Here is a 20,649-nt window from a genome sequence, read left to right as displayed (position 1 = left end):
CGATTATGGCCCCACCATATGGCGGCTGCCCCCGCACGGAAAGGGGGCGGTCAGTCCCCGGCGACGCGCCAGTGCAGCGGCATACCGGGGTCGAACACGGTGACGGGGCCGTCTGCGGTGTCGACATGGTCGGGATAGGCCACGGGGTCGCCCTTTTCCAGCGTGATCGTCCCGTCATTCGGCGGCAGGCGGTAGAAGGCCGGGCCGTTCAGCGAGGCGAAGCCTTCAAGCCGGTCCAGCGCGCCCATCATGTCGAAGACCTCGGCCAAGATCGACATCGCGTTTGGCGCGGTGAAGCAGCCCGCGCAGCCGCAGGGTTGTAGCTTGGCCGCGTCCGTGTGGGGCGCGCTGTCGGTGCCCAGGAAGAACGACGCATCGCCCCCCGTGGCCGCATCGACCAGCGCGCGGCGGTGGCTTTCGCGCTTGGCGACGGGCAAACAGTAGTAATGGGGCCGGATGCCGCCAGACAGGATGTGGTTGCGGTTGATGACGAGGTGATGCGCGGTGATCGTCGCGGCCAGGTCGGGGCCGCCTTCGGTCACATAGGCGATGGCGTCCGAGGTCGTCACATGCTCCATCACCACGCGCAGGCCGGGGATGTCACGGCGGATCGGGTCGAGGATGCGGTCGATGAACACCGCCTCGCGGTCGAAGATGTCGACATCCGGGTCCACGACCTCGCCATGGACCAGCAGGGGCAGGCCGATCTGCGCCATGTTTTCCAGCACGCGGCGGACCTTTGCGAAATCCTTGACGCCAGACCCCGAGTTCGTCGTGGCGCCAGCGGGATACAGCTTGACCGCTGCGATCAGCCCGATCTCGGCCGCGGCGCGCAGGTCGCGGACCTGCGTCTCCTCGGTTAGGTACAGGGTCATCAGCGGGCGGAACTTCGACCCCGAGGGCTTGGCCGCCAGGATCCGGTCGCGATAGTCGGCGGCATCGGCCCCGGTGACCACGGGTGGTACGAGGTTCGGCATGACGATGGCACGGGCAAAATGGCGGGTCGTCTCGGGCAGGACGGCGCGCATCATCGCACCGTCGCGCAGGTGCAGGTGCCAGTCGTCGGGGCGGCGCAGGGTCAGAGTGTTCATCGGAACCTCGGGCGGGGGTGCATCGATCCCCTCTGGGGCACGAAACGGGGTCGGAATGCAAGATTGGCCGTGAAAGGGTCACATTTTAGGGGTATCCATATGCGAACCGAACGCCCCAGACGCGGATGACGCCTTGGATCTTTCCTTCACGCAGATTGTCACGCAGGACGTGCGCCGCGGCAGGCTTCTGGCCGCCGTCAAGCAACCCGACGGCCGTGTTGCCTGTTTTTTCGAGACCGATTTCCCCGAGAATGCCGTCACGAATGTCGATGGGTTCGAGGTCGATCGGTTCAAGACCCTCGTCGGGGGCGGCTGCTACATCACCGGGCAGGTCGAATGGACCGAAGGTCGCGTGCGCCTGCCGGTCGCGGGCGAGGCGCAATACACCCGGCCGCTGGACGCCCGCCTTGACGCATTTGCCGGGCTGAACACCGCGCTGGTGATCCGGTGCGGCGAACGGCCCGACATCGTCTCGGACTGGTTGACCTATCATGTCGAGGAACATGGGCTTCAGGCCGCGCTGATCGTCGACCGTGGCCCCGTGCGCGACCGCGCCTTAGAGGCGCATCTGGCGGAAAACCCGCCGGAGGGGTTGGAGCGGGTCATGATCGTCCGCTTCGATGTCCCCATCGGCCGGGCCGATCAGGGCAATGCAAGCGATCCCTACTATTCCCCCGACGCGCCGGGTCGCGACAACATGGTGCAGCCCGAACCCGATCCCTGGACCTCGCCCCTGGGGCAGCGGGGGATCTTCGATTTCATCCGCCTGACCTGGTTGGCGAAGGCGCTGGGGGTGATGAATCTGGATCTGTCGGACCTGCTGGCGCCCAGCGATCCGCCGGTGTTCGACCTGGCCCAGGCCTCGCCCACCGGGTGGGTGCAGCTGGTCGGACGGCGGGCGTTTCCATGGTCCGTGGACGATGCGGACACCATCGGCTTCGGGGATCATGCCTGCGTGCGCTTCGACGCCGATTTTTCGAACCCGCGCTGGTGCGTGGCGCCCGAACGGATGCCCGAGGATTCGATGTGGCGCCTCGTGCGCATCACCGGCGGCCCGGAGGGGGAGCAGCCCGGCGCGGTCTATTACCGCTGCGTCGGCGTGCGCCACCCCACGGACCGGATCAATCGGATCGTGCCCAAGTCAACCCTGATCGAGGACCGCCCCCTGGTCGATCTGGTCGCAAGGGCCTTCGGTGCCGATCCCAAGCGCCCGCCCGTGCCCGAGGACGGCCCCGACCTGCGGACAGGCCGGCGCACCGTGGTCGTCACCTGCATGAAGAACGAGGGGCCGTTCATCCTGGAATGGATCGCCTATCACCGGATGATGGGCGTCGATAAGTTCATCGTCTTCACCAACGACTGCACCGACGGCACCACGGAAATGCTCGACATCCTGGCCGAGAAGGGCATCGTCGAGCATTACGACAACCCGTTCCGCACCGGCCGCTATGCCGAGCTGGAGATGAAGCCGCAATACGCGGCCTTCTTCGCGGCGGCCGAGCTGGACACCGTGAAAGACGCCGACTGGCTGATCACGATGGACTGTGACGAGTTCATCAACGTCCATGTGGGCGAGGGGCGGCTGGAGGATCTCTTCGACGCGGTGCCCGACGCCAACCTGATTTCGATGACGTGGCGGCTGATGGGCAATTCGGACGTCGACCGGTACGAGGACCGGTTCATCATCGATCAGTTCGACCTGTGCGCCCCGGAATTCATCCGCAACCCGCACCACGCCTGGGGCTTCAAGACGCTGTTCATGAACGCGGGCTTCTTCAAGAAGCTGGGCGTTCACCGCCCGAACGGGATGCATCCGCAATTCGTGGGCGACATCAACTGGGTGAACGGGTCGGGCAAGCAGATGCCGCGCGATCAGTATCGCACCGCCTGGCGGTCGACCTCGCGGACATACGGTTACGATCTGGTGTCGCTGAACCACTATGCCTGCCGCTCGGCCGAGAGTTTCCTGGTCAAGCGCGACCGCGGCCGGGTGAACCACGTCGATCGGGATCAGGGGATGAACTACTGGTTCCGCATGAACCACAATGCGGAACGGGACGACTCGATCCGGCGCATGGTTCCGGCCCTTCAGGTCGAGGTTGACGCCTTGATGGCCGATCAGCGCCTGGCCGCCCAGCATCACGCCTGCGTCGCCGCACACCGTGCCAAGATCGACGCCCTGCGCGTGACGGAAAACTATGCCCGCTTCCATGAGGAGATCACGGGAGAGCGGATGCGTGCGCTCAGCCGCAAACTGAAGCATTTCGGGCGGTCGGTCTTCGCAATGGGGCCCGATGTGTTGCCGGAAAACGTGTTGTTGATGTGCGAAGACCCCGAGTTCTACTTCACCCTCGGTCAGAACAAGATCGAGACCTGAAAGGTCCCTGCGCCATGTCCCTGCCGGAAATCGCTACGCTCTGGATCGGCCCCGAAGTCAGCTGGCTGGAGCAGCTCTGCCTGAAAAGCTTCGTCGATGCGGGCCACCGGATGACGGTGTTCACCTACGACCACGTTGGCGGCCTGCCCGAAGGGGTGCATGTCGCCCCGGCCTCGGAGATCATGCCCGCCGACACGATCCTGCGCCATGCCCGCACCGGCAGCCCGGCCTATCACGCCGACATCTTCCGCCTGCGCCTGATGCACCAGACGGACATGATCTGGGCCGACAGCGATGCCTATTGCGTCCGCCCGTGGGAGATCGCGCCCGACGCGCCGTTCTATGGCTGGATCTCGGACAATGTCGAACAGGTGAACAACGGCGTGCTGCGCCTGCCCAAGGGGTCGGTCACGTTGCGCCAGATGACCGAATTCGCCGACGACCCCTTTCCCATCCCGCCCTGGCTGCCCGAAAAACGGCAGGCCGAGCTTCGCGCGGCGAAGGCGACGGGGCAGGGGGTGCATGTGTCGGAACTGCCCTGGGGTGTGCTGGGGCCCGATCTTCTGACCCACATGTTGATCGACACGGGCGAGATCGAACACGCCCAGCCCGGCCCTGTGATCTATCCGGTGCCCTTCAAGACCGCCGGCATGGTTCTGAACGCCAATCGCCGCGACCAGACCGAGGCGCTGATCACCGACCAGACGCTGTCGATCCATTTCTGGGGCCGGCGCTTCCGCAACATGGCCGCCAAGCGCGGCGGCGTTCCCGACAAGGGCTCCTACGCGCGGATGCTGCTGGACCGGCACGGCATCGACCTCGACAAGACCGCGCACCTGATGAAGTACCGCCCGCCGTCGAAATCCAAGCGCCGGGCCGAACTGCCAGAGACCGTCGATTTTTCGATGCTGACCACGGCGGATGTGGCCAATCTGGTGCTGCAACGGTCCGAGGTCGTGCGGTCCGGCCCTGCGATCCGCGCCTGGCTGGAGGGGGACGATGCCCCGCTCCGCGAGCTGGCCGAGACGCAGCGCGACCTGATCCTGACCCGCGCGATCGAGCGTCTGCGCGAACAGACGGAACTGTTCCTGGATGCCACCGACGAACGCCCGCCCGCGCACATCGCCGATATCGGCTGCGGCTACGGCTTCGCCTCGCTGGTTCTGTACCAGCGATATAAATGCGACCTCGTGCTGATCGACATCGAATCCACGCCCGACCGGCACTTCTCGTTCGCCGAGACGGGGGCGGCCTATACGGACCTGTCGAAGGTGCGCGCCTTCCTCGAAGCCAACGGCGTGCCGCCCGGCAAGATCATCACGATCAATCCCGCCAAGGGCGGCGATCTGGCTGAGGCAGGGCAGGTGGATCTGGCGATCTCGCTCATTTCGTGTGGGTATCATTACCCGGCCGAGACATATGGCGGTTTCTTCCGCGACCAGGTGGCGCCGGACGGGCGCATCGTCTTGGACATCCGCAAGGGGTCGGGCGGGATCCCGTACCTCAAGCAGCTCGGACAGGTCGAGGTTCTGGACAAGGCCGACAAGCACGCCGCCGTCCTGGTCCGGAAGGAACCCGTGAGCGCATGACCCTTTCTGCCCCCGAAATTCGCCAAATCCTGGACGCGCTGGATCGCGACGACGTCGACCGCGTGGCCGACGTGAACGGCACCACGCCGGAACTGGCCGCGGCGCTACAAAAGCGCTACGGCGCGAAGGTCGATGTTTTCGCGATGGATGCTGAAGGGGCGCGTCAGCCAGTCGACGACGCCGCGCTTCAGGCCTATCTGGCCGGGATCGCCCGGCACGGCGGCGACCCCGAACGTGTGAAGCCCGCCGATCCGGGCAAGAAGATTCGCCCCTACGACGTGATCGCCACGCTGGGCGGGTTCGGGTCGACCCACAAGATCAAGCATTTCCGCAAGGTGCTGGCTAACGGGTTGCACCCGCAAAGCCGTGTGGTGCTGGACATCAAGCTGGGCTCGGGAAGCTATCCGTTCCTCAAGGAATTCGGCACCTGCAACACCCTGGTCGAGCCTGCAAAGGGCCGCCCGGGCCGGGCGATCCTGTCGGCCACGCCGGTGACGGGCAATGCCGGCGCGTGGTCCGAGATCGCGCAGGACCTGGCCGGCCCCGCCGGGTTCTTCGAGGATCTGGGCGAACATTCGATGCTGTTCCAGGAGCGGTCGGACACCCTGGTCGTGACCTTCGACAACCTCGATATCGCGATGGAGAAACGCGACGAACGACGCCCATGGGGATATTCGTTCATCAAGGCGCAAGGCTGGTCGATGCTGGGCGTTATGGCCAACGGCTGGACCTGGTTCCGCGATCCCCGTGTGGACGAGGCGTTCATGGGCCTGCGCGATGGCGGGTTCTTCGACCGGTTCGGCCGGGTGGTGTTCTACGGCGCCAGCATGGGTGGCTATGCGGCCGCCGCGTTCTCGGCTGCGGCGCCGGGATCCACGGTGTTCGTGACCTCGCCGCAATCGACGCTCGACAAAACGATCGTGCCTTGGGAGATGCGGTACAAGACCGCGTGGGACCGCGATTTTTCCGGGCCGTTCGGCGATGCCGCGATCACCTCGCAGGCGGCTGGGCGGGTACATATCCTTTATGATCCATATGTCGCGCCGGACGCGGCCCATGCGGCGCGGTTCACGGGGGCAAACGTGGCGCATTGGCAATGTCCGCTTCTTGGGCATCGTCTGGGTTCGTCCCTGCAACAGATGGGCGCGTTGAAGGAAATCACCATCGCCGCGATAGAAGGGACGCTGGATCGGCCGAGCTTCTATCAGCTTCTGCGCAAGCGGCGCGACCTGCCGCGATACCAGCGCGAACTGGTCCATCACGCGGTCGAGCGGGGGCATCCGGATCTGGCGCTCAAGGTGTGCAACCACATCTTGGCGCGGCGCTCCGACAAGGCGCTGCGGGGGATCGCGAGCCAGTTGCAGGCCGCGTCCTGATCGGCAGACCTGCGCCCGGCGTCGGTTGAACGGTTCCGGCGGGCTCGTTGCCCGGAGAAATCCCGGAGCGTTGCAGGCTTTGTAAACTGGGGAAAAGGTGTCCGCGTTGTGCCGACTCGATCCAGGTCGGGGGCGCTGCCCCCGGACGCTGCGCGTCCTCCCCCGGGGTATTTTCACAAGGATGAAGTGGAGGCGGGAAAGCTGGTCGCGATTTGGATGCCGCCTTGGCGGAGGCCTGGACTACGCTTCGGACAGCCAGTCGGGCAGGGTACCTTCGGCCTCGAGCCGGGCGCGGGCTTCGCGCAGGCGGCGGCGGAAAGCGGGTGCCTTGCCCTGGGAAAGGACTTTCTGGCACAAACGTGCGGTCAGGCGGTCGCCGCCGCGTTCGACCGTCCGGTCGAGCAGCGCCCGCAGATACGGGTTGTGGCGATAGCGTGCCCTGAGCAGGCCGTATGCACCAACACGGTCCAGTGCGCCGAGGCCAAACCCCTGGACCAGAGGATGCAGGGCGCCGATGCCTTCCAGGCTTCGCTCCAGCGGGACGCCCCGGATCCAGCCCAGGCCCGGAACGGCCAGCCGCGTGACGTTGTCGCCGTAAAACAGGCTGGCATGGACGTGTTCGAAGAGGGAGGTCTTGTCAAACAGGATGAAGGCTTCTTCGGCGGCCACGATCATCTCGGGCGCGAAGGCGTATCGGGGGGCGCCCTGTACCTCCAACGTATCGCGCACCCGCGAATCCCATCCCGCGCGCGCCAGATCCGCGCTTGCGAAGGGTGACACCGCGATCACGCGCGCGCCAGGGGCCGCCACGGAATACGCGGCGGCGGCGTATCCGCCCGTGCCCGCCCCGAAGAAGATCACCCGGTCGTACTCGTCGAACAGCACGTCGTCCGACAGCTCGTCAAAGAAGGAAAACACCGCATCGCCCCGGAACCACGTCCGGCGCCTGGCTGCGATATGCAGCACGGACCACGATTTCTCTTCTGCGAAGTCGAAGGCGACAGGCAGACCGGTGGCGCGGGCCAGCGTCTCGTCCGTTTCTTCGAACGAGACGATCAGCGCGCCGCCCCGTGGCAGGAACGTCGCGGTATGATCCGCATCGAGTTGTCGGTGATAACCGCGCTTTCCCGCCAGATCCTCGAGCGCGAAGTCCAGATCCTCGACCGTCTCGGGGCGGTCGACATCGTCCTCAGCCATGGGATTCATCCTTCGCCTCCGGTATTCTGCGGTCCAAGGGAAAGCTTAACCAAGATTGGTGGCGACAATATGGAGCATGTGCGACCCCGCCAAGGCATGGTGCATCGCTTGCGGACAGGCCCCACGATACCGTAGAACCGGCAGGCAAGGGGACCCATATCGTGACCGACGCCATCCAACCGGACCTTTCGCGACGTGTCTATAGCGACCCGGACACCGAGGTCGTGCTGCATGTGGGTTTCATCTGCACGGACGACGAGAAGCTTCTGTGGTCGCTGCGCCGCGACAAGCCCCTTCTGGAAGAGAAGGCGATCGCCGTCCCGCGACAGAAGTTCTTCACCGGTGTCCTACGCGAGTTCGCGACCCGTCGCCTTAAGGGCGAACCGGCCGGACTGGCCGACCAGGAAGAGCTTTTCGAACGGCTGATCGGCACCACGCTGGTCGATCGACTGGTCCTGTCCTACGACAGTTTCATGTCAGCGCCCGGACGCGTGTGCCGGGACGGCGGCATCTATGTCAACGCGGCCGACAAGGCGCGTGAGCTGCGCAACCTGTTCCCCGATTGCGACGTCGAGTTCATGTGCGCCGTCCGCAACCCCGCGACCTTCCTTCCCGCGCTTTATCGTCGGGTGGGCCCTGTGGAGGATTTCGAGACCTTCCTGGGACGCGTGGATCTGCGCACTCTGCGCTGGTCGGACGTGATCCAGCGGATGCGCGAGGGGGTGCCCGACGCCCCCATCACCGTCTGGGCGAACGAAGACACGCCGTTCGTCTGGAACGAGGTTCTGCGCCGGGCCGCGGGCCTCGATCCCGGTCACGCCATGACCGGCCGGTTCGAGGTCGCACGCGAGATAATGACCGACGCGGGGCGGTCGGCCTTCGATGCGTATGTGGCCCGCCGGCCCGATATGGAGGAGGACCACGCCATGAAGGTGATCGAGCTGTTCCTGTCGAAATTCGCGGCCCCCGACGAGGTCGAGGAATCGCTGGACCTGCCCGGCATCCCGCCCGAGGGGATCGAGGTTCTGACGACCCTATACGAGGAGGACCTCGACCGGATCGCGGCAATCCCCGGCGTCGAGCTGATCGTCCCTTGACCCAGCGCGTGCTGGGCGTCTCGTGCCTGCGCGACGAGGGGGCGAACCTGTTGCACTGGCTGGCCCATCACCGGGCCGCCGGGATCACCGACTGGCTGCTGTTCACCAACGACTGCGCCGACGGGACCGACACGCTTCTGGACCTTCTGCAAGGCGCTGGTATCGTCACCCATCTGCGCAGCGCAGTCCCCGAAGGCAAGACGCCGCAATGGTCGGCCCTGCGTCAGGCCGGGTCGCATCCCGCGATGGGGGCGGCGGACTGGGTCGCCGTGATCGATTGCGACGAGTACCTGAATCTGCGCGCCCCGCTCGACACAGTGCAGGACCTGATCGCCGCGTGCGATGCGGACGCCATCGTTTTGCCGTGGCGCCTGTTCGGCCATGCGGGTCATGCCATGCGGCCCCCGGTACCCCCGACGCAGGCCTTCACCCGCGCCATTCCCGAAGACGCGCTCTACCCGGCGCTGGCGCGGTTTTTCAAGACGCTCTTCCGGCGCAAGGCCTTTCGCGCGCCTGGGGTTCACCGGCCGAAACCGCTGAAGGACCGGGTGGCGGCCTGGGTCGACGGTTCGGGCACGCCCCTGCCCGGGGATTTTGCGCAAGGCGGCCGGATCATGCTGTGGGGCGCGCCGCTTGCAACCGACCGGGTCCAGCTCAACCACTACTCCGTCCGCTCGGCCGAGGAGTTCGTCGCAAAAGCCGCCCGCGGCTTGCCCAACCACACCGACAAGCCCGTCGATCTGACCTACTGGGTGGAGCGTAACTTCAACACCGTCCCTGATGACAGCATCGCGCGCATGGCGCCTGCCACGGCGGCCGAGCTCGACCGCCTGCGCGCTTTGCCCGGCGTCGCCCGGGCCGAGGCCGCCAGCCTCGACTGGCACCGCGCCACCTTCCGACGCGCTCTGCAGGACCCGGCCACCGTCAAGCTTTACGGGCGGCTGCTTCTGGCCACGACCAGCACGCCGCCGGACCCCGAGACCGCGCGGACGCTGATCCGCCTGTTCCAGCAGGGCGGCGGGGCCTAGACCATCGGCGCATTGACGCCGCCGGCCTCGGATGCACGTATCCCCGCACCAAGGGAGGGCTTCGAATGACCGATCTGCCGGCATCCATCGACGCGGTGCAGGACCTGCTGGCCTCGCAGGACTATGTCTGCGGCCGTCCGCTGGCGACTGTTGCCTTCCTTGCGCTGAAGCTGGGGCGACCGCTGTTCCTCGAAGGCGAGGCCGGGACCGGCAAGACCGAGATCGCGAAAGCCCTGGCCGCCGCGCTGGGCCGTCGCCTGATCCGGCTGCAATGCTACGAGGGGCTGGACGCCGCCTCGGCCGTCTACGAATGGAACTTCGCCGAACAGATGATCGCCATCCGCGCCGCCGAAGCGACGGGCGGGGCCGACCGTGACGCGCTGAAGACCGAGCTTTTCACCGAGGACTACCTGATCTCGCGCCCCCTGCTGGACGCCATGCGCCCCCAGCCCGGCGGCGCCCCGGTCCTTCTGATCGACGAGATCGACCGCACCGACGCCCCGTTCGAGGCGTTCCTGCTCGAAGCGCTGTCCGACTTCGCTGTAACGATCCCCGAACTCGGCACCATCCGCGCGCCCGAGCCACCCATCGTCATCCTGACCTCGAACCGCACGCGCGAGGTGCACGATGCCCTCAAACGCCGCTGCCTGTATCATTGGGTCGACTACCCCGCCTTCGAGCGCGAGATCGCGATCCTGAAGGCCCGCGCGCCCGAAGCCTCGGACCGCCTCAGCCGCGAGGTCGTCGCCTTCGTCCAGCGCCTGCGCACCGAGGATCTGTTCAAGAAGCCGGGCGTCGCGGAAACCATCGACTGGGCCAAGTGCCTTCTGGCGCTCGACATGATGGAACTTTCCCCGCAGGTCATCGCCGACACGCTGGGCGCGATCCTGAAGTACCAGGACGACATTCAGCGCCTCGAAGGCTCCGAAGCCAAGCGCCTCCTCGACGAGGTCCGGCGCGACCTCTCCCCCGCATGATACGGCCCGCCTCTTCATCCTTGGTAAAATACCCCGGGGGTGCGGGGGCAGCGCCCCCGCCTTGTCCGGCCGCCCCCCATGGCTGACTACGCCGACCTCACCCTTCCCGACGACCCCAAGCTCGCGCACAACATCACGTGGTTCGCCCGCGCGCTGCGCAAGGCGGGCCTGCCCATCGGCCCGGGCCGCACCGTCGACGCCATCCGCGCGGTCGAGGCGGCAGGCTTCACCGACAGGCGCGACTTCTACTGGACGCTTCACGCCTGCTTCGTGACGCGGCGCGACCAGCGCGAGACCTTCGACCAGATCTTCCGTCTCTACTGGCGCGACCCGCGCTACATGGAACAAATGATGTCGTTCCTCACGCCCATGGTGCGCGGCACGCAGGAGGACCGGCAGGCCAAGGCGGCCGAGAAACGCGCGGCCGAGGCGCTTCTGGATGGCGCGACCGAACCCGACCTCCCTCAGCCGGACGAGGATCAGCCCGGCGAGGACCTGATCGAGATCGACGCCAGCCGCACCATGTCCGACGAGGAACGCCTGAAGACCCTCGATTTCGAGCAGATGTCGACGGCCGAGATGGCGCGCGCCAAACGGATGATCGCGCGCCTGTCCCTGCCGGTCCAGCCGCTGCAATCGCGCCGCACCATCGCCTCGCAACTCGGCCGCCGTCCCGATTGGCGCCGGACGATGCAGGGCGCGATGCGCACCGGCGGAGAGGTCACGCGGTTCCAGACCCGGACCAACCGGATCCGGTGGCCGTCGCTGGTGGCGCTGTGCGACATCTCGGGGTCGATGTCGTCCTATTCCCGCGCGGTGCTGCATTTCCTTCATGCCGTGTCGAACCACAAGGGCGCAGGCTGGGCGGATGTGCATGCCTTCACCTTCGGCACCCGTCTGACCAACATCACCCGCCACCTGCGCCACCGCGACGTGGATGCGGCACTGGCCGCCGCTGGGGCCGAGGCGCAGGATTGGGAAGGCGGCACCCGGATCGGCGACAGCATCGCGCAGTTCAACCGCGACTGGTCGCGCCGGGTCATGGGGCAGGGGGCGATCGTGCTTCTGATCACCGACGGGCTGGACCGGGGCGATCCGGACCAGCTCGACCGGGCCATGGCCCGCCTGTCGCTGACCGCGCGGCGGGTGATCTGGCTGAACCCGCTTCTGCGCTTCGACGCCTTCGCCCCGAAGGCAAAGGGCATCGCCACGATGATGCGGCATGTCGACAGCTTCCGCGCGGGGCACGACATCGCCTCGCTCGAAGGGCTGGCCCGGGCGATCTCCCGGCCCGACGATGTCGGAGAGAAGGCGCGGATGCTGGCGGCGATGCGCGACTGACCGCCGGGTGGCGGAAGCGTGATGGAACGTCGCCGTCCGGTCGCGGTTCTATACTCCAGCCATACCCAGTGGAAGACAGGGAAACATGAAAAGCACTTTTCGCACCACGACCGCGCTCATCGCCAGTCTGAACCTCGCGGTGCCGTTTCAGGCGTTCGCCCAGACCGGAACGTCTGACTCGTTGAATGACGCAGTCCAGAGCGCCGCCGAAGCCTGCGCTGTCGACGCGCAATCCGAAGACTGCACCAACGCGCTGGATCAAGCTCTTGGTCTAGGTGCGTCCGAGGCGCAGGTTCAGGACCGGATTCAAAATCCCCTCGGGAACGACGGCGGCGAGGTCGACTCGGACATGGTCGAGACCGAGGCCGAGATGAACGCCGACGCGACCGCTGACGCGACGGTCGAGCCCGAGGCCCCAGCCGCGCCCGAAGCTCCGACGGAAGCTCCGGCAGCCGGGCAAGAGACAACGCCAGAGGCAGCCGCCCCCGAGGCAACGCCCGCCCCGGAAGCCGCGCCAGAGGAAACGCCCGCCCCGGAAGCTGCGCCCGAGACAACGGCCGACGTCGCACCCGAACCCGAGGCCGCGCCCGAAACGCAAGCCCCGGCCCCTGAGGCGACGACCGAGGAGTCCGGCGAGACCGCCGAGGAGGCCGTCGAGCCGCAGGTGGACCAGACGGTCGACGCACCCGCGGACACTGCGGCCCCCGAGGTGACGGAAACCGCGCCCGGGACCGCCACGCCCGAAACCGCCGGGGACGTCGCCACGCCGACCGTGGAGACCACGGAACAGCCGGTCGAGACCCCTGACGCCGAAGCCCCCGCTGCTGATGCCGAAGGCGACATGCCGTCGACCGAGTCGCTTGAAGAAAGCCTGCGCGGTGCTGAAGGCGAGACCGAGGTCGAGGTTGGAACCGAGGCCGACGCCGAAGTTGAAACCGGCGCTGAAGGCGCAGCCGAAGCCGAGGTCGAGACGGACGCGGACGCCGGCACCGAAGCCAGCGCCGAGGCCGAGCCGGTCACCGAAATCGAGACGGACACCACTGCCGAGACCGACACCGTCCCGGCCGAGGACCTCGACGCCCCCACCGCCAGCGAGCAAGCGGCGCTGGAGGGCGAGGCCGCCACCGCCTCTGCCGCAAGCGACGATGCCGAAGCCGTCGAGACCGAGACGACCACGGTCACCGAGACCGAGGCGCGTTCCAGTTCGGAGGATTTCGACACCGCCATCGACCGCAGTCCGCGTGACGAGGCGTCGGACGACGACGATGACGACGGGCTCAGCAACCTTGAAAAGGCGCTTCTGGTGGGCGCCGGTGCGCTTGCCGTCGGTGCGCTGTTGAACAACAACCGCCGCGTCGTCGCGTCCTCCGACGACCGTGTGGTGGTGTCGGGTCAGGATGGCGGCTACGAGCTGATCAAGGACGACAACGCCCTTCTGCGTCAGCCTGGTGCCGAGGTGCAGACCCAGACCTTCAACGACGGCTCGACCCGCACGACCGTCACCTATGACGACGGCAGCCAGGTCGTGACCATTCGCGACGCGCAGCTTCGCGTCGTCCGTCGTGTGCGCATCACGCCGGATGGGGAACGGATCGTCCTGATCGACGACCTGAACGAGAACATCCAGCCGGTGAACGTCCAGCAGCTGCAACAGACTGCGCAGCAGTCGCAGACCGTGGATATCGCCGATCAGGAGGCACTTCGCCGCGCCCTGTCCACCCAGGGCAGCATCGACCGCGCCTATAGCTTGTCCCAGGTGCGCAACATCCAGGAGGTGCGCGCACAGGTGCCCGCCGTCGATCTGGAAGCGATCACCTTCGACACCGGCTCGGCCGCGATCCGGCCCGAGCAGGCGGACGAATTGCGGGGCCTGGGCCAGTACATCCGCGAAACGATCGTCCAGAACCCGAACGCCATCTTCCTGGTCGAGGGTCATACCGACGCGGTTGGCGACGCGGCTTACAACCTTGCGCTGTCGGACCGGCGCGCGGAATCGGTCGCGCTGGCCTTGACCGAGTACTTCAACGTGCCCGCGTCGAACCTGGTGGTGCAAGGCTATGGCGAGCGGTTCCTGAAGGTGTCGACCAACGACGCCGAGCGGGCCAACCGCCGCGCCACGGTGCGCAACATCACGCCGCTTCTGCAGATCGCTGCGGCGAACTGATCAAGCGCCGATAACTTGCTTGAGCGCCCCCGTGAAAAGACCACGGGGGCGTCTTCGTCTGAACCGGCCGGAATGAACGGAACGGTTCTTTCCGTCGCGACCGCATCTGAATTGACGCGCGGGTCCAGCCGGCTGGCATACATTTGGCCAGGCAAAACATGGACGCGCCGATGGACACGATTGCCTGGCAGCGTATGGAAGGCGCCCTGATTTTCGCGGGCGCGCTGATCTTGGTCGTATTCGTCGGGGGCGGGACGGCATGGTGGATCGCCGTCATTCTGTTCTTCGCACCCAATATCAGTTTCGCGGCCTATGCGTTTGGCCCCAGATTGGGCGCCGTCGCCTATAATTCCACCCACATTTACGGCTTTCGCGCCGTCCTCTTCGCCCTCGGCGTCGCGACGGACAAGGCGACCATATCTGTATTGGGCGTTCTCTGACCGGGGCATTCGGGGTTCGACCGTATGCTTGATTGCGGTCCGAAAACCCCCGAGGGCTTCAAATCCACCCATATCGGACCCATCGGCCGATCGTAGAAGGGCGCATGGTGTCGGTCCGGGTCGCTGGTCGCCACATCTGGACCCGTTGCCCGTCTGCGCCCAACGTCCAGCTTGCACCTGCGTGCCGATACGCCATGTAAGGCGGCGGAGGATCCGATGCTCGACACCCATTTCGACGACATTCCCGCCATCGCGAAAGCCTGGCACGATTCCGGCAAGGGCGCCGTCCTGGCGACCGTGATCGAGACCTGGGGCTCGGCCCCGCGGCCCGTGGGCAGCCAGCTTGCCATTTCCGGGGACGGACAGATCGCGGGATCGGTCTCGGGCGGGTGCGTCGAGGGGGCCGTGGTGGTCGAAGCGCTGGAGTCCGTCGAGGAAGGCGGATCGCGCCTGCTGGAGTTCGGCGTGTCCGACGACGAGGCCTTCGCCGTGGGCCTGGCTTGCGGCGGGCGCATCCGCGTCATGGTCGAGCCTGTGCGCGAGGGCGACATGCCCCCCGCCTTGCTGTCCGACCTCGTGAAGGCCCGCACCGCGCGGCAGCAGGTGGCCTATGTGGTGGACACCGAAAACTGGACGCGCCGGATTGCCGTGCCCCCCGCCCATCACGACCGCTTCCGCCTGGACCGTTCCGGGTTTGCCGAGGACGGCGCCACCTTCATCGCGATCCACAATCCGCCCTTGCGCATGGTGGTCGTCGGTGGCGTGCATATCGCCCAACCGCTGATGCAGATGGCGCGGCTGACAGGCTATGACGCCGTTCTGGTCGATCCGCGCGAAAGTTTCGCCAGCCCCGAGCGTTTCCCAGGCGAGCGTCTGTTGCACGACTGGCCGGACGAGGCAATGGCCGCGTTCGGGGTGGACGCGCGCACGGCGGTGGTGACGCTGACCCATGACCCCAAGCTCGACGATCCGGCGATCGAGGCGGCGCTGGCCTCGGACGTGTTCTACCTCGGCTGCCTCGGCTCGACCCGGACCCATGCCAAGCGGGTGGATCGCCTGAAGGGCAGGGGCTTCACCGACGATCAGATCGCCCGCATCCACGCGCCCGTGGGCCTTGACGTAGGGTCGCGCAGCCCGGCCGAGATCGCTGTGGCCGTCATGGCCCAGATCACCCAGCGGCTCAGGCAGGGCTGATGGAGTTCGGAGAGGTTCCGCTGGACCGGGCCGAGGGTGCGATCCTGGCCCATTCGCACAAGGTCGAGGGCGGGCGCGTCCGCAAGGGCCGCGTGCTGTCGCCCGAGGATATCGCGACCCTGCGCGCCGCGGGCATCGACCATGTGGTGGTCGCCGATCCCGGCCCCGACGACCTGATCGAGGATGCCGCCGCCACCCGCATCGCGGATGCGCTGGTGCCCGATCCCGCCGCCGTTGGCCTGCGCGCGACCGAGGCGGCGACGGGCCGCGTGAACTTCTATGCCACCGGGCCGGGGGTCCTGTCATTGCAGGTCGCGGCGCTGCACCGGCTGAACCGGATCGACCCGATGATCACCGTGGCGACCCTGCCGCCCTTCGCGCGGGTGGCGGCGGGTACAATGGTCGCGACGGTCAAGATCATCTCCTACGCGGTGGACCGGGGCGCGCTGGATGCGGCGGCGGCCATCGGGGCGGCGATCGCGGTGGCGCCAGTCAAGCTGAAGACCGCGACGCTGCTGATCACCACGATGGGCGATGCCGGCCCGGGGAAGGGAGAGGCGGCGGTCGCCACCCGTCTGGACCGGCTGGGTATGGTGCTGGACCGGACCGAGGCGATCCCCCACGACGCCCCCGCCATCGCCGATGCCCTGTCCGGCGTGGACAGCGACCTTGCGCTTCTTCTGACCGCCTCGGCCACGTCGGACCCGCGCGACGTGGGGCCGATGGGGCTGGTGAAGGCGGGGGGCGCTCTGACCCGGTTCGGGATGCCGGTCGATCCGGGCAACCTGCTGTTCTACGGCACCTTGGGCGTGCGCCCCGTGATCGGCCTGCCGGGCTGTGCGCGGTCCCCGGCGCTGAACGGCGCGGACTGGGTGCTCGAACGGATCTGCTGCGGCATTGCCCCCACGGACGAGGAGATCGCGGCGATGGGCGTCGGCGGGCTGCTGAAGGAAAGCCCCGCGCGGCCACATCCGCGCGCCGGCTAGGATGACGCGCCCGCATCCCCGCGCGGGCTAGTGTCGCGCGGTCGCCACCCCGCGCGATTCAGAGTCTGGCGGCGATCGCCTGTCCCGCCGCCCAGCCCGACGACCACGCCCATTGGAAGTTGTAACCGCCCAGCCACCCGGTGACGTCCACCGCCTCGCCGATGGCATAGAGGCCGGGCACGTGGCGGCTTTCCATCGTTTTCGACGACAAGCCGTCCGTATCAATTCCGCCCAGTGTGACCTCGGCCGTCCGATACCCTTCCGTTCCGGCGGGCGTCATCGTCCAGTCGCGGCACCCCTCCACGATCCGGTTCAACACCGCGTCGCCGCAATCGGCCAGCCGGGGCGGGGCATCTTCGGGCAGGATGGCTGCGGCCAGCCGCTGGGGCAGGTGTTGCGCCAGATGGGTCAGGGGGGCCTTGCGCCCCTCGGCCTTCCGGGCGGCCTTGAGCGCGTTCAGAAGCTGCCCGCCCGGATCGAGGTCCAGCGTGACGCTGTCCCCCTCGGCCCAGTACGAGCTGATTTGCAGGATCGCGGGTCCCGATAGTCCGCGATGGGTGAACAGAAGCGCCTCGTCGAACGCGGTCCCCCCGCAGGTCACGCGGGCGGGCGTGGCGACCCCGGCAAGCGCCTTCAGCCGATCCAGCGGCGTGCCTGTGAAGGTGAAGGGAACCAGCCCCGGCCGCGTGGGCACCAGCGCATGGCCGAACTGCTGCGCGATTCGATAGGCCAGCCCGGTCGCGCCCATCTTCGGGATCGATAGCCCCCCGGTGGCCAGCACCAGCGACTTCGCCTTCACCTCGACCCGCTGGCCGGCCCGCGTCAGCATCACGCGGAACCGGGTGCCGTCATGGGTGACCTCACCGACCTCCGTCCCAAGCCACAGCTCTGCGCCCGCCATCTCGGCGCGCAGCATGTCGACGATCTGGGTGGCCTTGCCATCGCAGAACAGCTGGCCCAGCGTTTTCTCGTGCCAGGCGATGCCATGCGCCTGCACCAGCCCCAGGAAATCCCACTGGGTGTAGCGGTGAAGGGCGGATTTCGCGAAATGGGGGTTGGCGGACAGAAACCGCTCGGGCTCGACCCCCATGTTGGTGAAGTTGCACCGTCCCCCGCCCGAGATCCGGATCTTCTCGCCCGGGCTTTTTGCATGGTCCACGACCAGCACGCCGGGACCCGCATGGGCCGCGCACATCAGGCCGGCCGCGCCGGCGCCAAGGATCAGGGTCTGGACCTCCATGCCCGCCCCTGTGACCCGACAGGCGGGAAGGCGCAAGCGCGTGCGAAAATTCTGGTCAAGTCGAAGGTGATTCGTTAGGCTTAACGCCAGACCCGGGACAAACCGGGCGGTTCGAGGCAAAGGCAGTATCCCCATGACCGAGATGGTCTATGGCACGGCGCCCGTTTCCGTGGGCGAACCGATCCTTCCCAAGTGGTGGCGGACCATCGACAAGTGGTCGTTGGGCTGCGTCCTTCTTCTGTTCTGTATCGGCATCCTGCTGGGCCTCGCCGCTTCGCCGCCTCTGGCGTCGCGCAACGGGTTCGAGCCGTTCCACTACGTCATCCGGCAGGGCGTGTTCGGCGGCGCCGCGCTAGTCGCTATGTTCCTGACGACGATGATGTCGCCCAAGCTGGTGCGGCGCCTGGCGGTGATCGGCTTTCTGGTCGCCTTCGTCGCGGTCATCGGCCTGCCCTTCGCGGGAACCGATTTCGGCAAGGGGGCCGTGCGGTGGTATTCGCTGGGCTTCGCCAGCATCCAGCCGTCCGAGTTCCTAAAACCCGGCTTCATTGTGGTTGCGGCCTGGATGATCTCGGCCAGTCATGACCTTAACGGGCCGCCGGGCAAGACGATGAGCTTCGCGCTGTGCCTCGTGATCGTGGGCTTTCTGGCATTGCAGCCCGATTTCGGCCAGTCCTGCCTGGTGCTGTTTTCGTGGGGGGTGATGTATTTCGTCGCCGGGGCGCCGCTTTTGCTGCTGATCATCCTGGGCGGCGCGGTGCTGGGCGCGGGAACGCTGGCCTATTCCAGTTCCGAACACTTCGCGCGCCGCATCGACGGCTTCTTGTCGCCCGACCTCGACCCGCGGACCCAGCTTGGATACGCGACCAACGCGATTCAGGAAGGTGGATTCCTGGGCGTCGGCGTGGGCGAGGGGCAGGTGAAGTGGTCGCTTCCCGACGCGCATACCGACTTCATCATCGCCGTCGCGGCCGAGGAATACGGCCTGGTCCTGGTCGTGCTGATCATCGCGCTCTACGCCACCATCGTCGCGCGGTCGCTGATCCGCCTGATGCGAGAGCGTGATCCGTTCCTGCGCCTGGCGGGCACGGGGCTGGCCTGCACCTTCGGCGTGCAGGCAATGATCAACATGGGCGTGGCGGTGCGGCTTCTGCCCGCCAAGGGCATGACCCTGCCCTTCGTCAGCTATGGCGGGTCGTCCCTGATCGCGATGGGGATTTCGGTCGGAATGCTTCTGGCCTTTACCCGGTCACGGCCGCAGGGCGAGATCTCGGATATCCTGCTACGGCGCCGCTGATCGGCGGGAATGCGCGGAAAGTGAAAGGATCGGTGGAAATTGAAGGTTCTGACCCCTCATAAGGCCGCATTTGTGCAAGTCTCGGGAGGGATGTCTTGACCGCACCGCTGTGCCTGATCGCGGCCGGGGGGACCGGGGGCCATATGTTCCCCGCGCAAGCCTTGGCCGAAACCCTGCTGGAACGCGGCTGGCGGGTGAAGCTGTCGACCGACGCGCGCGGCGCGCGCTATGCCGGCGGTTTCCCCGATGAGGTCTCGGTCGAGCAGATCGCCAGCGCCACCTTCGCGCGCGGCGGGATGCTGGCCAAGGCGGGCGTTCCGTTCCGCATCGCAGGCGGTGTCGCGCAATCGCTGGCCGCCATGCGCCGCGACCGGCCCGACGCAGTGGCGGGGTTCGGCGGCTATCCCTCGATCCCCGCGCTGGCGGCCGCAACGATGCTGAAGCTGCCGCGACTGATCCACGAACAGAATGGCGTGCTGGGCCGCGTGAACCAGATCTTCGCCACGCGCGTGAATGCCGTCGCCTGCGGCACATGGCCGACCGAGCTGCCCGACGGGGTCGAGGGCGTCGATATCGGCAACCCCGTACGCCAGTCCGTCAAGGCCCGGGCCGGGGCAGGCTATATCTCGCCCGGCGATTATCCGATGTCGATCCTGGTGATGGGCGGCAGCCAGGGCGCGCGGATCATGTCCGACATCGTGCCCGACGCCATCGCGCTGCTGCCCGAGGCGCTGCGCCGCCATGTGCGGATGCACCACCAGGCCCGCCCAGAGGATGCCGAGCGGGTCGAGGCCGCCTATGACGCCGCGGGGATCCCCGCGATGGTCGAGCCCTTCATCGACGTGCCCCGCGCCATGCCCGAGGCGCAACTTGTCATCACCCGCGCGGGCGCCTCGACCTTGGCCGACCTGACTGTGATCGGACGCCCGTCCATCCTTGTCCCCCTCGCCAGCGCCAAGCGCGACGAGCAGACCGCCAACGCGCGCCCCCTGGCCGAGGCCGAGGCGGCCGTCATGCTGCCCGAGGGCAAGCTGACGCCCGAGGTCATGGCCGACCATATCGAAGCGATCCTGTCGAACCCCGACGCGGCCGAGCACATGTCCCGCGCTGCCCTGATGCGGGGGCGCCCCGATGCCGCGGGCGACCTTGCGGACCTCGTCGAAGCCCTGGCCGGCTTCGACCGCCGAGATGCCCCCCATGGGCTGGACAATCACACCTCAAGCGGAGAGATGCGGTGAAAGACGAACAGATCGAA

The 20,649-nt window shown here is 67.2% G+C and carries 16 protein-coding genes; 13 read left to right on the top strand and 3 right to left on the bottom strand.

Annotated elements, in window-relative coordinates; translation table 11 throughout:
• Positions 1–50 precede the first annotated feature (50 nt).
• Complete coding sequence (gene pyrC / locus PAA8504_RS10990) at positions 51–1,091, bottom strand: dihydroorotase (protein WP_108894235.1); 1,041 nt, start codon at positions 1,089–1,091, stop codon at positions 51–53.
• Positions 1,092–1,224: 133 nt separating this feature from the next.
• Here pyrC and PAA8504_RS10985 point away from each other — a divergent pair, with 133 nt between their 5' ends.
• From PAA8504_RS10985 to PAA8504_RS10975, 3 genes are read left to right on the top strand one after another with little or no spacing between them, the layout of a single operon-like run.
• Positions 1,225–3,468, top strand: a complete 2,244-nt coding sequence (locus tag PAA8504_RS10985; RefSeq protein ID WP_108894234.1) for a glycosyltransferase family 2 protein — start codon at positions 1,225–1,227, stop codon at positions 3,466–3,468.
• Positions 3,469–3,482: 14 nt separating this feature from the next.
• A complete protein-coding gene (locus tag PAA8504_RS10980) occupies positions 3,483–5,057 on the top strand; it encodes a class I SAM-dependent methyltransferase (protein WP_108894233.1) in 1,575 nt (524 codons plus the stop codon).
• A complete protein-coding gene (locus tag PAA8504_RS10975) occupies positions 5,054–6,433 on the top strand; it encodes a hypothetical protein (RefSeq protein ID WP_108894232.1) in 1,380 nt (459 codons plus the stop codon). Before PAA8504_RS10980 ends, PAA8504_RS10975 begins: the two co-directional genes overlap by 4 nt.
• A gap of 240 nt (positions 6,434–6,673) precedes the next feature.
• Here PAA8504_RS10975 and PAA8504_RS10970 read toward each other — a convergent pair whose 3' ends face one another.
• Positions 6,674–7,630 (bottom strand): phosphoadenosine phosphosulfate reductase, encoded by a 957-nt coding sequence (locus PAA8504_RS10970; RefSeq protein ID WP_108894231.1) that lies wholly within the window; start codon positions 7,628–7,630, stop codon positions 6,674–6,676.
• Positions 7,631–7,791: 161 nt separating this feature from the next.
• Here PAA8504_RS10970 and PAA8504_RS10965 point away from each other — a divergent pair, with 161 nt between their 5' ends.
• The 8 genes from PAA8504_RS10965 (at position 7,792) to PAA8504_RS10930 (ending at position 16,857) form a co-directional block, all read left to right on the top strand.
• A complete protein-coding gene (locus tag PAA8504_RS10965) occupies positions 7,792–8,727 on the top strand; it encodes a hypothetical protein (RefSeq protein WP_108894230.1) in 936 nt (311 codons plus the stop codon).
• On the top strand, positions 8,724–9,755 hold the full coding sequence (locus PAA8504_RS10960) for a glycosyltransferase family 2 protein (RefSeq protein ID WP_245897588.1): 1,032 nt from the start codon (positions 8,724–8,726) through the stop codon (positions 9,753–9,755). The genes PAA8504_RS10965 and PAA8504_RS10960 overlap by 4 nt, the downstream gene beginning before the upstream one ends.
• Positions 9,756–9,820: 65 nt before the next feature.
• Positions 9,821–10,732: an AAA family ATPase gene (locus PAA8504_RS10955; protein WP_108894229.1), complete on the top strand. Its 912-nt coding sequence runs from the start codon at positions 9,821–9,823 to the stop codon at positions 10,730–10,732.
• Positions 10,733–10,810: 78 nt separating this feature from the next.
• Positions 10,811–12,073, top strand: a complete 1,263-nt coding sequence (locus PAA8504_RS10950) for a vWA domain-containing protein (RefSeq protein WP_108894228.1) — start codon at positions 10,811–10,813, stop codon at positions 12,071–12,073.
• Between the two features lie 85 nt (positions 12,074–12,158).
• Positions 12,159–14,237: an OmpA family protein gene (locus PAA8504_RS10945; protein WP_108894227.1), complete on the top strand. Its 2,079-nt coding sequence runs from the start codon at positions 12,159–12,161 to the stop codon at positions 14,235–14,237.
• 170 nt (positions 14,238–14,407) lie between these two features.
• Positions 14,408–14,677, top strand: coding sequence for a DUF4260 family protein (locus PAA8504_RS10940; RefSeq protein WP_181375766.1), 270 nt, complete (start codon positions 14,408–14,410; stop codon positions 14,675–14,677).
• A 216-nt stretch (positions 14,678–14,893) separates the two neighbouring features.
• Positions 14,894–15,871: an XdhC family protein gene (locus PAA8504_RS10935; RefSeq protein WP_108894225.1), complete on the top strand. Its 978-nt coding sequence runs from the start codon at positions 14,894–14,896 to the stop codon at positions 15,869–15,871.
• Entirely contained in the window at positions 15,871–16,857 is a 987-nt protein-coding gene (locus PAA8504_RS10930) for a molybdopterin-binding protein (protein WP_108894224.1), read from the top strand. The genes PAA8504_RS10935 and PAA8504_RS10930 overlap by 1 nt, the downstream gene beginning before the upstream one ends.
• Positions 16,858–16,915: 58 nt before the next feature.
• On the opposite strand, the gene PAA8504_RS10925 is transcribed toward PAA8504_RS10930, so the two are convergent.
• The gene (locus PAA8504_RS10925) at positions 16,916–18,097 is read right to left on the bottom strand and encodes a BaiN/RdsA family NAD(P)/FAD-dependent oxidoreductase (protein WP_108894223.1); all 1,182 of its coding nucleotides are present in this window, start codon (positions 18,095–18,097) and stop codon (positions 16,916–16,918) included.
• A gap of 133 nt (positions 18,098–18,230) precedes the next feature.
• Here PAA8504_RS10925 and ftsW point away from each other — a divergent pair, with 133 nt between their 5' ends.
• A complete protein-coding gene (ftsW, locus tag PAA8504_RS10920) occupies positions 18,231–19,394 on the top strand; it encodes a putative lipid II flippase FtsW (protein WP_108894222.1) in 1,164 nt (387 codons plus the stop codon).
• Positions 19,395–19,489: 95 nt separating this feature from the next.
• Positions 19,490–20,632, top strand: coding sequence for a UDP-N-acetylglucosamine--N-acetylmuramyl-(pentapeptide) pyrophosphoryl-undecaprenol N-acetylglucosamine transferase (locus PAA8504_RS10915; RefSeq protein WP_108894221.1), 1,143 nt, complete (start codon positions 19,490–19,492; stop codon positions 20,630–20,632).
• The last annotated feature ends 17 nt before the right edge of the window (positions 20,633–20,649 follow it).

The sequence above is a fragment of the Palleronia abyssalis genome, assembly GCF_900302445.1.
GTDB classification, from domain to species: domain Bacteria; phylum Pseudomonadota; class Alphaproteobacteria; order Rhodobacterales; family Rhodobacteraceae; genus Palleronia; species Palleronia abyssalis.
This window is presented reverse-complemented; position numbering and strand designations above follow the sequence as displayed.

Excerpts from the sequence above, each read along its gene's own strand:
- PAA8504_RS10930 (WP_108894224.1), top strand. The coding sequence starts at position 15,871 with ATGGAGTTCGGAGAGGTTCCGCTGGACCGGGCCGAGGGTGCGATCCTG.
- PAA8504_RS10980 (WP_108894233.1), top strand. The coding sequence starts at position 3,483 with ATGTCCCTGCCGGAAATCGCTACGCTCTGGATCGGCCCCGAAGTCAGC.
- ftsW (WP_108894222.1), top strand. The coding sequence starts at position 18,231 with ATGACCGAGATGGTCTATGGCACGGCGCCCGTTTCCGTGGGCGAACCG.
- PAA8504_RS10955 (WP_108894229.1), top strand. The coding sequence starts at position 9,821 with ATGACCGATCTGCCGGCATCCATCGACGCGGTGCAGGACCTGCTGGCC.
- PAA8504_RS10940 (WP_181375766.1), top strand. The coding sequence starts at position 14,408 with ATGGACACGATTGCCTGGCAGCGTATGGAAGGCGCCCTGATTTTCGCG.
- PAA8504_RS10935 (WP_108894225.1), top strand. The coding sequence starts at position 14,894 with ATGCTCGACACCCATTTCGACGACATTCCCGCCATCGCGAAAGCCTGG.
- PAA8504_RS10945 (WP_108894227.1), top strand. The coding sequence starts at position 12,159 with ATGAAAAGCACTTTTCGCACCACGACCGCGCTCATCGCCAGTCTGAAC.
- PAA8504_RS10975 (WP_108894232.1), top strand. The coding sequence starts at position 5,054 with ATGACCCTTTCTGCCCCCGAAATTCGCCAAATCCTGGACGCGCTGGAT.
- PAA8504_RS10950 (WP_108894228.1), top strand. The coding sequence starts at position 10,811 with ATGGCTGACTACGCCGACCTCACCCTTCCCGACGACCCCAAGCTCGCG.
- pyrC (WP_108894235.1), bottom strand. The coding sequence starts at position 1,091 with ATGAACACTCTGACCCTGCGCCGCCCCGACGACTGGCACCTGCACCTG.
- PAA8504_RS10970 (WP_108894231.1), bottom strand. The coding sequence starts at position 7,630 with ATGGCTGAGGACGATGTCGACCGCCCCGAGACGGTCGAGGATCTGGAC.
- PAA8504_RS10925 (WP_108894223.1), bottom strand. The coding sequence starts at position 18,097 with ATGGAGGTCCAGACCCTGATCCTTGGCGCCGGCGCGGCCGGCCTGATG.